Genomic DNA, 12,977 nt, shown 5'->3' with positions numbered 1-12,977 from the left:
TGACGAGGCCACCCCATGTCGATGATTTCCCTGCTCGGCGCGCTCGAGATCGGGCTGATATTTGCCCTGGTCGCGCTAGGCGTCCTGATCTCCTTCCGCATCCTCAACTTCCCCGACCTGACCGCCGACGGCAGCTTCCCGCTGGGCGGCGCGGTCGCCGCGATCATGATAGTCGGCGGCCACGACCCGTGGCTCGCGACCTTCTGCGGCATGCTCGCCGGCGCCGGCGCCGGTTTCGTCACCGCGTGGCTGCACGTCAGGCTCGGCATCCTGCAGTTGCTCGCCAGCATCCTGGTGATGATCGGCCTTTACTCGGTCAACCTGCGCATCATGGGCGCGCCGAACGTGGCGCTGATCGGCGAGGCGACCGTGTTCAGCCAGATCGTCGGCGACAACTTCGACGCGCAGGCATGGCTGCAGCCGCTGCTCTTGGTCGGCATCGTCTTGCTGGTCAAGCTGGTGCTCGACGGCTACTTCGTGTCGCAGTCCGGCCTCGCGATGCGCGCCACCGGCGCCAATGCGCGCATGGCGCGCTCGCAGGGCATCCCAACCGACCGCATGGTGCTGGCCGGCATGGCGCTGTCGAACGCGCTGGTCGCGCTCGCCGGCGCGCTCTACGTGCAGACGCAGGGCGGCGCCGACATCTCGATGGGCATCGGCACCATCGTCGTCGGCCTCGCCGCGGTCATCATCGGTGAGACCATCCTGCCGGCGCGCGCGATCTACCTCGTGACGCTCGCCGCCGCGCTCGGCGCGCTGCTCTACCGCCTGTTCATCGCGCTGGCGCTGAACGCCGACTTCATCGGCCTGCAGGCGCAGGACCTGAACCTGATCACCGCCGTGCTGGTCGGCTTCGCGCTGGTGCTGCCGAAGATCAAACGCAAACTGATGCCGAAGAAACGCTCGGCCAACGTCGAGCCGACCTCGCAGAACAAGAAGGAGGCCGCCAAATGATGCGCGCGACCGGCTTGACCAAGACCTTCAACCCCGGCAGCCCGATCGAGACGCGCGCGCTGCGCGGCCTCGACCTCGACATCCCGCAGGGCCAGTTCGTCACCGTGATCGGCAGCAACGGCGCCGGCAAGTCGACCTTCCTGAACGCGATCAGCGGCGATTTGATCGTCGATGAAGGCAAGCTCGAGATCGCCGGCCGCGACGTCACACGCCTGAACGCGTGGCAGCGAGCCGGCCTCGTCGCCCGCGTGTTCCAGGACCCGATGGCCGGCACCTGCGAGGGGCTGACCATCGAGGAGAACCTGGCGCTGGCGATGAGCCGCGGCCAGCGCCGCGGCTTTCGCGTCGCCGCCAACGCGTCCGAGCGCGACTACTTCCGCAGCAAGCTCGCGACGCTGAAGCTCGGCCTCGAAGACCGGCTGGCGGACCGCATGGGCCTGCTGTCGGGCGGCCAGCGTCAGGCAGTCAGCCTGTTGATGGCGTCGCTGCAGCCGTCGCAGATCCTACTGCTCGACGAGCACACCGCCGCGCTCGACCCGCGCACCGCCGCCTTCGTGCTCGAACTGACCAACCAGATCGTCGGCGAGCAGAAGATGACGGCGCTGATGGTGACGCACTCGATGCGCCAGGCGCTCGACCACGGCGACCGCACCATCATGCTGCATCAGGGACGCGTGGTGCTCGACGTCGCCGGCGACGAGCGCTCGCGCATGGACGTGCCCGACCTCTTGGCGATGTTCGAGCGCGTGCGCGGCGAGGCGATCTCGGACGACGCGCTGCTGCTCGGCTGATCCCAGCCGGCGCAAACTAAAAGCTCGGCCAACCTGTCCTAGGGTTGGCCGAGCTTTGTTTTTGCCCTACCCTGTCGCAAGCCATGACGAAAGGATATCCATGCGTTCACTGCACCCGCTGTTCCTGAGCTTCGCCCTGGGCACCGCGATGCCCGCCTACGCCGCCGCAGAATCGACGCTGCTGTCGCTGTCGGGCAGCGCCGAGCGCGAGGTCGACAACGATCAGATCAACGCGACGCTCTACGCACAGGACGGCCAGAGCGACCCGGCGCGCCTCGCCGACAAGCTGAACCGCACGCTCAAGCAGGGGCTGGCCGAAGCCGGCAAGCTCAAGGGCGTCGACGTCAGCGGCGGCCAGGTGCGCACCTGGCCGCAGTACGACCGCAACGGCCGCATCAGCGGCTGGCAGGGTCGCGGCGAGATCAGGGTCAGCGGTCCGCAGACGCCCGAACTCGCGACACTGATCGGCCGTCTGCAGGGCTATCTGCAACTCGAGAACGTGCAGTTCGGCGTGTCGGACAAGGCGCGCCGTGCGACCGAGGCCGCGCTGATCCCCGAGGCGATCCGCGCATTCAAGGCGCGCGCCGCCGAGGTTGGCCGAGCCATCGACAAGCCGGCGATCAGCGTCAAGGAACTGACGCTCGGTGAGCAGGGGCGCGTCGTCCCCTACCCGGTCGCGATGTACAAGGCCGCCGCGCCGGCGATGGAAGCCGACGTCACGCCGCCGACCTGGCAGGCTGGCAAGAGTACGATTTCCGTCGAGGTGTCGGGCAAGGTAGAATTGAATTGAGAAGCCCCTCCTCTTCGCGCCGTTCACCATCATGAAACTGATCGCTTCGCTGACCAGCCCGTTCGCCCGCAAGGTGCGCATCGCCCTCCTCGAGAAAAAGATCGACTGCCCGCTCGAGGAGACGCAGCCGTGGGCGCTCGACACCGTCGTGCCGCAGTACAACCCGCTGGGCAAGGTGCCGGTGCTGGTGCTCGACGACGGCAGCGCGATCTTCGACTCGCGCGTGATCGTCGAATACCTCGACACGATCTCGCCGGTGTCGCGGCTGTTCCCGCAGGACACGCGCACGCTGCTCGGCGCGCGCCGCTGGGAAGCGCTGGCCGACGGCATCTGCGACGCTGCAGCGGCCGTCGTCGTCGAAAAACGCCGCTCCCACGTGCAGCAGAGCCCGGAATGGATCGCACGCCAGCAAGGCAAGGTCGAACGCGGCGTCGCCCAACTGTCGGCCGACCTCGGCGACAAGCTGTGGTGCAACGGCGACGCCTACGGCATCGCCGACATCGCGGTCGGCGTCTGCCTCGGCTACCTCGACTTCCGCTTCCCCGAGCTGGCGTGGAAGGAGCGCCACCCTAACCTGGCCGCGTTGCAGCAGAAGCTCGAGGCGCGCCCGTCGTTCGCCGAGACCGTGCCGCCAGTCATCTGACACGGCCCGAGCGGGCGCGAAAAAGCCGTCGATCTTCGACGGCTTTTTTGCCTGTGGCGCATGTGGGAGCCGCATGAAAAAAAGGGAGGCCGTTGGCCTCCCTTTAAATAGACTGACTTCGCGCCGAGCAGGCTGGCTTAGAACCAGTGTTCCACGCTCAGCGAGGTGGTGCTTTGCTTTTTCACGTTGAGCAGGTTGTCGATCGACGGACCGTTGCCGCTGGCCGCAGCGTAGTCCGCATTCTCGCCAAACGACAGGTGGCCGTAGGCCGCGCTCAGCTTGGTGCGCTTCGACAGCGCATAGTCCACGCCCAGGATGTACTGTTTGTAGCCGCTGTCGTTCACCTTGCCGTCAACGTCTTTCTGGTCGAAGCCCTTGGCCAGCGACACTTTCGGCGTCCACGCGCCGATTGAGTAGGCCGCGGTCAGCGCCACTTCGCGCGTTCTCAGGCTATCGGCGGCGCCGGTCGCGAAACCGCCGGTTTCGTTGAAGTAGGCGCGGTCAGACCAGTGGTAGCCCTTGGTGCGCTGGAAGCCTGCGCTCACGAGCAGGCCGTCGGCGCCGTAACCGGCTTCCACGGTGTGCGCGGAAGCCGCTTTGCCTTCCGGGTTGCCGAACGGGCTGTTAGCATTTTTACGCTTGTCATAGCCGTACTGGGCGAAGAAGCCCGCGTTGCGGTAGTTCAGGCCGGCGTTCACCACGTCAGACGACTTGCCACTCGGGTTGGTTGCCGCACCGGCATTTTTGTTCTCGCCCGCCCCCCACAGCAGGCTGCCGCTGAAGCCGGCGAAGTCCGGCGAGTCGTAGCGGATGGAGTTGTTCGGGCGGTAGGCGACGCGCTTGAAGATGTCGAGCGCGTTGGCGCCGTTCGAGTTGTTCCACACGTCGAGGTCGAACATGTCGCGCTGCGCGTTGGTCAGCTTGCCGAGGCGCACTTTACCGAAGCCGCCGGCCAGGCCGACGAAGGAGTCGCGCGAAGCGAACGTACCCTGGTTGTGGAAAGTCGTACCGGTACCGTCGATCGCGATGTAGTTCTCGACCTGCCAGATCGCCTTCAGGCCGTTGCCGAGGTCTTCCTGGCCCTTGAAGCCGATCCACGACAGGTAGTCTTCTACGTTGGTCTGGGTCGATTTTTTGTTCGGGGTGGCGGTGGCGCCGGTGACGTTACCTTGGCTATCGGCCGTGAGCTGTACACCATTCTGGTTCTGCGTGATCGAGTCGCGCTCGATGCCGCCGACAAGGCGGCCGTAGATGGTCACGTCGGCCATGGCGACGGCCGGCAGGGTGGCGATGGCCAGGGCGATCAGTTTCTTGTTCATGACTCTATTCTCCGTAGTGCGTGTGTGTTTCATGGGGTCCGGTCAGCCGGTTCGCCAATCTCTCCATGCGAAGCTATTTTGTGCTGCGGGAGTGGGACCACTATAGGGCCAAAACGCGCGCGGACTCAAAAGGCATGTTTTTTTTTGCGACACTTTTTTTAAGCAATCGTCGTCGACGCTGTGGTAAACCCTGATTTATCTAGGTTTTTGCGCCGCCGGTTAGTTGTGTAATTGCAACAGCAGCTTGCGAGTGTAACCAAAAAGCATCAACTTGCCGGCAATTAGCTCACCATGAAGATATTTTCGGTTTTTATGATGCCCATAAAAAAACAGCGACCCTATATCAGGTCGCTGTTTTCTTTATAGAACGGTTAATCGCTCAACGGGACAGTTCGAGCATCAGCTTGTTCACGCGTTTCACGAAACCGGCCGGGTCGTCGAGCTTGCCGCCTTCGGCCAGCAAGGCCTGGTCGAACAGCACCTCGGCCAGGTCGCCGATGCGCTCGCCGTCCTGCTCCGCCGCCAGGCGCTGCACCAGCAGGTGCTCGGGGTTGATCTCCAGCGTCGGTTTGCTGCTTGGCACGTCCTGGCCGGCCGATTTCAACAGACGCTCCAGATGCGAACTCATGCCGTGTTCCGGGTTGACGAGGCAGGCCGGGCTGTCGGTCAGGCGCGCGGTCGCGCGCACCTCGGCGACCTTGTCGCCAAGCACGCCCTTGAGCTTGGCTATCACCGGCCGGGCGGCGGTTTCGGCGGCCTGTTGCGCGGCCTTGTCGGCCTCGTCCTCGAGCTTGCCGAGATCGAGCTCACCCTTGGCGACCGACACCAGCGGCTTGCCGTCGAACTCGGTCAGGTGGGCGGCCAGCCACTCGTCGACGCGGTCGGTCAGCAGCAGTACCTCGATGCCCTTCTTCCTGAACACTTCGAGGTGCGGGCTGTGCTTCGCGGCGGCCTGCGTGTCGGCGGTGATGTAGTAGATCTTGTCCTGGCCGTCCTTCATGCGGCCGACGTAGTCGGCGAGCGACACGGCCTGTTCATCGCTGGCCGTGGTCGAAAAGCGCAACAGCTTGGCGATGCGCTCCTTGTTCGAGAAGTCCTCGCCAACCCCTTCCTTCAGCACCTGGCCGAATTCGCGCCAGAAGGTCGCGTACTTGTCGGCCTGGTTGGCCGAGAGGTCTTCGAGCAGGCCGAGCACCTTCTTCACGCAGCCGGCGCGGATGGTGTCGATGTCTCGGCTCTCCTGCAGGATCTCGCGGCTGACGTTAAGCGGCAGGTCGTTGCTGTCGATCACCCCGCGAACGAAGCGCAGGTAGTGCGGCATCAGCTTTTCGGTGTCTTCCATGATGAACACGCGGCGCACGTAGAGCTTCACGCCCTGCTTGCGTTCGCGTTCGTACAGGTCGAACGGCGCGCGCGACGGGAGGTACAACAGTTCGGTGTACTCCTGGCGTCCCTCGACGCGCGCATGGCTCCACGCCAGCGGCTCGGTGAAGTCGTGCGCGACGTGCTTGTAGAACTCGGTGTACTGCTCGTCGCTAATCTCGCTCTTGCTGCGCGTCCACAGCGCCGACGCCTGGTTCACCGCCTCGAACTCGTCGGAGACGACCACCTCGCCGTTTTCGCCGTAAACATTGCCCTTCTTCATCTCGATCGGGATCGAGATGTGGTCGGAATACTTGCGCACCACGCCCTTCACGCGCCAGTCGTCGAGGAAATCGTCGTCGCCGGCCTTCAGGTGCAGCACGATCTCGGTGCCGCGGGCAGGCTTACTGACGGCCGACACCGAGAACTCGCCGTGCCCTTCGGATTCCCAGCGCACGCCTTCGGATTCCGGCAGCCCGGCGCGGCGGCTCTCTACCACCACCTTGTCGGCGACGATGAAGGCCGAGTAGAAGCCGACGCCGAACTGGCCGATCAGGTTGGCGTCCTCTTTGTCGTCGCCGGTAAGCTGGTCGAAGAAGGCGCGCGTGCCGGACTTGGCGATCGTCCCCAGGTGCTCGATCGCCTCGTCTCGGCTCATGCCGATGCCGTTGTCGCTGATAGTGACGGTGCGCGCGTCCTTGTCGAGCGCGATGCCGATCTTGAGCTCGCCGTCGGTTTCGTACAGTTCGGGCTTCGCGATCGCCTCGAAGCGCAGCTTGTCGGCGGAGTCGGACGCGTTCGAGATCAGTTCGCGCAGGAAGATCTCCTTGTTCGAGTACAAGGAGTGGATCATCAACTGCAGCAGTTGTTTGACTTCGGTCTGAAAGCCCAGGGTTTCGGTCACGGTGCTCATGCTTGTGCTTGTCAGTGGTTGGTCGACGATGCGCGAAAGATAGGGTCGGCGCGGCTCTTTTCAATCCCCGGCTACGCGGCACATGAAAAAGCTCGGCCAACCCTCAAAGGTTGGCCGAGCTTATAGACTGATAGCGCGAAGCGCGCTTTTACTGACGCAGACCCGCCGGCAGCGCAAACGTCGTGTTTTCCTCGACGCCGTCCAGTTCGACCACGTCGCCGCCATCGCCCAGCGTCCGGATGCGGGCTATCACCGCCTGCACCAGCACCTCGGGCGCGCTGGCGCCGGCGGTGACGCCGACCTTCTGTTTGCCGGCGAACCACGATGGATCGAGCAAGCCGGCGTTGTCGACCATGTAGGCGTCGACGCCCAACAGCGCGGCGACTTCGCGCAGCCGGTTCGAATTGGAGCTGTTCGGCGAGCCGACCACGACGACGACGTCGCACTCGGCCGACAGCGCCTTCACCGCGTCCTGGCGGTTCTGCGTCGCGTAGCAGATGTCGTCCTTCTTCGGACCCTGGATAGACGGGAAGCGCGCGCGCAGCGCGTCGACGATCTCGCGCGTCTCGTCGACCGACAGTGTCGTCTGCGTGACGTAGGCGAGCTTGTCCGCGTCGTTGACTTCGAGCGTCGCGACGTCGGCGGCGGTTTCGACCAGGTGCATGCCGCCGTCGCTCTGGCCCATCGTGCCCTCGACTTCCGGGTGGCCGGCGTGGCCGATCATCACGATCTCGAGGCCGGCCTCGCGCATCTTCTTCACCTCGACATGCACCTTGGTGACGAGCGGACAGGTCGCGTCGAACACCTTCAAGCCGCGCGACTCGGCCTCGGCGCGCACCGACAGCGGCACGCCGTGCGCCGAGTAGATCAGCGTCGCGCCCGCCGGCACGTCGGCGAGGTCCTCGATGAACACCGCGCCCTTTTCCTTCAGCGTCTCGACGACGAAGCGGTTGTGCACCACCTCGTGCCGCACGTAGATCGGCGCGCCGAACAGCTCGAGCGCGCGCTCGACGATGGCGATCGCGCGGTCGACGCCGGCGCAGAAGCCGCGCGGGTTGGCGAGCATGATGTTGAGGGTCTGTGTCATGGCCTTATTCCTGGCGCCGGCCGTCGGCCGGCTTTTTGAAGCTGTCGATCACCATCAGCAGCGCGCCGATGCAGATCGCGGTATCGGCGAGGTTGAACGCCGGGTAGTACCAGTCGCGATAGTAGAGCTGGATGAAGTCGATCACGTGGCCGTGGATCAGCCGGTCGACGACGTTGCCGATCGCGCCGCCGATGATCAGGCCGCCGGCCCAGTTCATCAGGCCGCTGAAGCGGCCCTTGACGATGTTCCACGCCAGCCAGCCCGACACCGCGAACGCGAGCGCGGCGAACAGATGCTTCTGCCAGCCGCCGGCGTCGGCGAGGAAGCTGAACGCCGCGCCCGGGTTGTACAAGAGCGTGAAGTTGAAGAAGCCGTCGATCACCGGCCGCACCTCGCCGTACTGGTAGTGGCCGTTGAAGTAGAGCTTGCTCCACTGGTCGAGCCCGAACACCGCGAGCGCGAGCGCGAACGCGACGACGCGCGCCGACCAGCTTGGCCGAGCCTCGAACGGCATGCTGCTTTCCTCAGGCATGACGGCGCACCTCGCCGGAACCCGCGACGTTGTCGGCGCAGCGGCCGCAGATCGTCGGGTGGTCGGCGCGAGCGCCGACGTCGGCACGGTAGTGCCAGCAACGCTCGCACTTGGCGTGCGCGCTCGGCGTCACGGCGACGCGGGTGTGGCTGCCCTGCTTCACGTCGGCGCGAGACACGATCAGCACGTACCTGAGGTCGCCGTCGAGGCTGGCGAGGTTCTCGTACAGGTCGCCGTCGGCCTCGATGTCGAGCTCGGCCTGCAAGGACGAACCGATCTTCTCGGCGCCGCGCTCTTCCTCGAGCTGCTTGTTCAATTCGGCGCGGAACGCACGGATCGCTTGCCACTTGGCGGCGAGTTCCTCCTCGACGCCTTCCGGCAGCTGCGGGAACTCGTGCAGCGTGTGGAACAGCGTCGATTCCTCGTCGCTGCCGGTAAACACCTCCCATGCCTCGTCGGCGGTGAAGCACAGGATCGGCGCGATCAAGAGCAAGAAGCTGCGCGTGATGTGGTAAAGCGCGGTCTGCGCGCTGCGGCGCGCGCGGCTGTCGGCCTGCGTCGTGTACAGGCGGTCCTTCAGCACGTCGAGGTAGAAGGCGCCGAGGTCTTCCGAGCAGTAGGTGACGATGTCCTGCACCGCGTGGTGGAAGGCGTAGCGCGAGTACAGTTCGCCGGCGACGCGCTCCTGCAAGTGGCGCGCCTCGATCACCGCGTACTGGTCGAGCTGCATCAGGTCGGCGAACGGCACGGTGTGTTCGAGCGGGTCGAAGTCCGACAGGTTGGCCAACAGGAAGCGCAGCGTGTTGCGCAGGCGGCGGTAGGATTCGGTCACGCGCTTGAGGATCTCGTCCGAGATCGCCAGCTCGCCCGAGTAGTCGGTCGACGCGGCCCACAGGCGCAGGATGTCGGCGCCGAGGCTGTCGTTGACCTTCTGCGGCGCGACGACGTTGCCCTTGGACTTCGACATCTTCAGGCCCTTGCCGTCTACGACGAAGCCGTGCGTCAACAGCTGCTTATACGGCGCGCGGCCGATGGTCGCGCAACCGGTCAACAGCGAGCTCTGGAACCAGCCTCGGTGCTGGTCGGAGCCCTCGAGGTACAGGTCGGCCGGCCACGCCAGTTCCTGGCGCTGCTTGAGCACCGCGAAGTGGGTCGAGCCCGAGTCGAACCACACGTCGAGCGTGTCGGACAGCTTCTTGTAGTCTTCGGCCTCGTCGCCGAGCAACTCGGCGGCGTCCAGGCTGAACCACGCCTCGATGCCGCGCTGTTCGACGCGCAGCGCGACCTCTTCCAGGAGCTCGGCCGACCTCGGGTGCAGCTCGCCCGACTCCTTGTGGACGAAGAAGGTCATCGGCACGCCCCAGCTGCGCTGGCGCGACACGCACCAGTCGGGGCGGTTCTTGATCATCGACTCCAGGCGCGCGCGGCCCCAGGCCGGGAAGAATTCGGTGGTATCGACCGCGGTCTCGGCGCGGTCGCGCAGGCTGTCGCCGGCGTGGCCGGCCTTGTCCATGCCGATGAACCACTGCGCGGTCGCGCGGAAGATGATCGGCGTCTTGTGGCGCCAGCAGTGCGGGTAGCTGTGTTCGAGCTTGCTGTGGTGGATCAGCGTACCGTGCTCGGCCAACGTTTCGACCACCTTCGCGTTCGCTTCCCACACCAAGAGACCGGCGAACAGCGGCGTGGTCGACTTGTAGCGGCCGTCGTCGCCGACCGGGTTTTCGACCGGCAGCTTGTATTGCAGGCCGGCCTGGAAGTCTTCCAGGCCGTGCGCCGGCGCGGTGTGCACGAGGCCGGTACCGGCGTCGAGCGTCACGTGCTCGCCGCAGATCACCGGCACGGTGCGCCCGTAGAACGGATGCGCGAGTTCGAGGTATTCAAGACGGTCGCCGAGGGTTTCGGCCAGCACCGGCGCGCCTTCGAAGCCGTAGCGCGCCAGCGTCGCCTCGGCCAACGCCTTGGCGAGGATCAGCTTGCCCTTCGGCGTGTCGATTAGCTGGTAGGCGAGCTCGCGGTTGACGGCGACCGCCTGGTTGGCCGGCAGCGTCCACGGCGTCGTGGTCCAGATCACCGCGTAGGCGTTGTCGACCGGCGCGGCCAGACCGAAGGCCTCGGCCAACTTGACGCCGTCCTTCACCTTGAAGCCGACGTCGATCGCCGGCGAGGTCCTGTCCTCGTACTCGACCTCGGCCTCGGCCAGCGCCGAACCGCACTCGATGCACCAGTGCACCGGCTTCTCGCCTTTAAAGAGAAAACCGTTCTCGTGGACCTTGCCGAGCGTGCGGATGATGTCCGCCTCGGTCTTGTAGTCCATCGTCAGATACGGATTTTCCCAGTCGCCGAGCACGCCCAGACGGATGAAGTCCTTCTTCTGGCGCGAGACCTGCTCGTGCGCGTACTCGCGGCACAATTCGCGGAACTTGGCCGCCGGGATGTCCTTGCCGTGCAGCTTCTCGACCATCAGCTCGATCGGCAGGCCGTGGCAGTCCCAGCCCGGCACGTAGGGCGCGTCGAAGCCGGCCAGCGTCTTGGAGCGGACGATGATGTCCTTCAACACCTTGTTGACCGCGTGACCGATGTGGATGTCGCCGTTCGCATACGGCGGGCCGTCGTGCAGGATGAATTTCGGGCGGCCGGCGGACAGCTTTCTCAGCTTCTCGTAGCGTTTCTGCTCGTGCCAGCGTTTGACCCAGGCGGGCTCGCGCTTCGCCAGATCGCCGCGCATCGGAAACGGCGTATCGAGGAGGTTTACGGTCTTGCGGTAATCGGTGCTCATGCTTGCTCTCGCTGCAAACTCGTCAAATAGCTTCGTGCGCTGGCGGCGTCGCGTTCGATCTGCTCCACCAGCGCGTCCAGGTGTTCAAAGCGCGCTTCGTCGCGCAGCTTTTTCAGGAAGCGCACCTTGAGCCGCCGGCCGTAGAGCTCGCCGGCGAAGTCGAACAGGTGCACTTCCAGCTTGTATTCGTCGCCGTGATCGACGGTCGGGTTCTTGCCTAGGCTCGCGACACCGCCGAAACGGCCTTCGGGCGTGTCGACCTCGACCACGAACACGCCCTCGAGCGCCGGGCGGCGGTGCGGCAGGTGGACGTTGGCGGTCGGGAAACCGAGCGAACGGCCCAGTTTCTTGCCGTGCATCACCCTTCCGGACAACTGGTAGTGCCGGCCGAGCAGGCGTTCGGCCGCGGCGAGGTCGCCCGCCGCGAGGCGCTCGCGCACCAGCGTGCTCGACGCGCGCTCGCCGGCGACCAGCACCGACGGCATCGCCTCGGTGATAAAGTCGGGACAGGACGCCAACAGCTCGAAGTTGCCCTGGCGCTTGGCGCCGAACTGGAAGTCGTCGCCGATCAACAGATAACGGGTATTCAGCGCGCCGACCAGGATCTGGTCGACGAAGGCCTCGGCCGACATGCGGGAAAACGCGTTATTGAAACGGTAGACGAAAACGGCGTCGACCAGTTGCTGCTCGGCGAGAAAATCGAGCTTGTCGCGCAAGGTCGACAGCCGGGAGGGCGGGTCGTCACGCGAGAAGAATTCGCGCGGATGCGGCTCGAAGGTCAACAGCGCCGTCGGCAGACCCCGCGCGGACGCCTCGGCACGCAGGCGCGCCAGCATGTTCTGGTGGCCGAGGTGCACGCCGTCGAAATTGCCAATGGTGAGCGCGCAAGCGGCGAGGCCTGCATTGCGCGTGGAGCCCGTGTATACCCGCATCGCCCGTCTTCAGCTTGGAAACTCTTGATTGTAGCGGCGCGGCCGGCGGGGCGTAAAGCGCGGCCCCGGTGCGCGCGGGCAACAAAAAAGCCCCGCCGAGGCAGGGCTTTTTTCAGACTGCGGACAAACCGTTATTGCACGGTGGTCTTGACGGTCTCGATGGTCACTTCGACGCGACGATCCGGAGCCAGGCAAACCTGCAGGTCGGCGCGCTTCTTGAACTTCTTGCCTTCGCATTCCTGCGTCAGCTTGGTTTCGGCCTCGCCCTTGCCCACGGCGGTGACTTTCTCGGCCGCTACGCCGGCGCCCACGAAGTAGTCTTTCACGGCGTTGGCGCGGCGCTCGGACAGCGCCTGGTTGTACTTGTCGGAACCCAGGAAGTCGGTGTGGCCGGCCACTTCGACGCTACGCAGGTTGGCGTCGGACTTCAGACGGTTGACCAGCGGGTCGAGTTCGTTTTTCGCATCGGCGCGCAGGGTGGCCTTGTCGAAGTCAAACAGCACCTCGGCGGACAGGGTCACCTTCTCTTTGCTGTACACCGGGGCGACCGGAGCCGGCTTGGCTGCCACGGCGTCGCCGCACTCGACCAGGCCTTCGGTGGCCTTGTCGAAGAAGTTGGTACGCCAGCATTCGCCGTAGCTGTTGCGGGTCACGGCGTCGGTGGTCTGGTCGGCGGTGTAGCCCGGCTTGGCGGCGAAAGCGCTGGCGGACATCACCATGGCGGCAACCAGAGCACTCAGTTTCAGCTGTTTGGTCATGTTATTCCCTCGTTATCAAGATTTGATCCGACTGGCGCAGACACAACGGACTGGCCCCCTGCGGCGCAGAACCGTTGTCCATGTGCAACAAAATGCCATTACTCGGCACTATAGAAATGA

At 65.1% G+C, this 12,977-nt stretch carries 11 protein-coding genes; 4 read left to right on the top strand and 7 right to left on the bottom strand.

Going from position 1 to position 12,977, the window contains the following annotated elements; translation table 11 throughout:
• Nucleotides 1-15: 15 nt before the first annotated feature.
• From DWG20_RS08965 to DWG20_RS08950, 4 genes are all read left to right on the top strand, one after another.
• Nucleotides 16-954 carry an ABC transporter permease gene (locus DWG20_RS08965; RefSeq protein WP_115433492.1) on the top strand — a complete coding sequence of 313 codons (939 nt, stop codon included), beginning with the start codon at nt 16-18 and terminating at the stop codon, nt 952-954.
• On the top strand, nt 951-1,745 hold the full coding sequence (locus DWG20_RS08960) for an ABC transporter ATP-binding protein (protein ID WP_115433491.1): 795 nt from the start codon (nt 951-953) through the stop codon (nt 1,743-1,745). Before DWG20_RS08965 ends, DWG20_RS08960 begins: the two co-directional genes overlap by 4 nt.
• A gap of 100 nt (nt 1,746-1,845) precedes the next feature.
• Nucleotides 1,846-2,535 carry an SIMPL domain-containing protein gene (locus DWG20_RS08955; protein ID WP_115433490.1) on the top strand — a complete coding sequence of 230 codons (690 nt, stop codon included), beginning with the start codon at nt 1,846-1,848 and terminating at the stop codon, nt 2,533-2,535.
• 31 nt (nt 2,536-2,566) lie between these two features.
• On the top strand, nt 2,567-3,178 hold the full coding sequence (locus tag DWG20_RS08950) for a glutathione S-transferase N-terminal domain-containing protein (RefSeq protein WP_115433489.1): 612 nt from the start codon (nt 2,567-2,569) through the stop codon (nt 3,176-3,178).
• Nucleotides 3,179-3,315: 137 nt separating this feature from the next.
• Here the strand turns inward: DWG20_RS08950 and DWG20_RS08945 are convergent, their stop codons facing one another.
• From DWG20_RS08945 to DWG20_RS08915, 7 genes are all read right to left on the bottom strand, one after another.
• Entirely contained in the window at nt 3,316-4,497 is a 1,182-nt protein-coding gene (locus tag DWG20_RS08945; RefSeq protein ID WP_181880881.1) for a porin, read from the bottom strand.
• A gap of 379 nt (nt 4,498-4,876) precedes the next feature.
• The gene (gene htpG, locus DWG20_RS08940) at nt 4,877-6,772 is read right to left on the bottom strand and encodes a molecular chaperone HtpG (RefSeq protein WP_115433487.1); all 1,896 of its coding nucleotides are present in this window, start codon (nt 6,770-6,772) and stop codon (nt 4,877-4,879) included.
• Nucleotides 6,773-6,920: 148 nt separating this feature from the next.
• Entirely contained in the window at nt 6,921-7,859 is a 939-nt protein-coding gene (gene ispH / locus DWG20_RS08935) for a 4-hydroxy-3-methylbut-2-enyl diphosphate reductase (protein ID WP_115433486.1), read from the bottom strand.
• A 4-nt stretch (nt 7,860-7,863) separates the two neighbouring features.
• Nucleotides 7,864-8,373 carry a signal peptidase II gene (gene lspA / locus DWG20_RS08930; protein ID WP_115433485.1) on the bottom strand — a complete coding sequence of 170 codons (510 nt, stop codon included), beginning with the start codon at nt 8,371-8,373 and terminating at the stop codon, nt 7,864-7,866.
• A 10-nt stretch (nt 8,374-8,383) separates the two neighbouring features.
• Complete coding sequence (gene ileS, locus DWG20_RS08925) at nt 8,384-11,167, bottom strand: isoleucine--tRNA ligase (RefSeq protein ID WP_115433484.1); 2,784 nt, start codon at nt 11,165-11,167, stop codon at nt 8,384-8,386.
• Nucleotides 11,164-12,099 carry a bifunctional riboflavin kinase/FAD synthetase gene (locus DWG20_RS08920; RefSeq protein WP_115433483.1) on the bottom strand — a complete coding sequence of 312 codons (936 nt, stop codon included), beginning with the start codon at nt 12,097-12,099 and terminating at the stop codon, nt 11,164-11,166. The genes ileS and DWG20_RS08920 overlap by 4 nt, the downstream gene beginning before the upstream one ends.
• A gap of 131 nt (nt 12,100-12,230) precedes the next feature.
• Entirely contained in the window at nt 12,231-12,857 is a 627-nt protein-coding gene (locus tag DWG20_RS08915; protein WP_115433482.1) for an OmpA family protein, read from the bottom strand.
• Nucleotides 12,858-12,977 lie beyond the last annotated feature (120 nt).

Origin of the sequence: Crenobacter cavernae, assembly GCF_003355495.1 — a bacterium.
Classification (GTDB): Bacteria; Pseudomonadota; Gammaproteobacteria; order Burkholderiales; family Chromobacteriaceae; genus Crenobacter; species Crenobacter cavernae.
The sequence above is the reverse complement of the archived record's forward strand: the minus strand, read 5'-3'. Positions and strand labels throughout refer to the sequence as shown.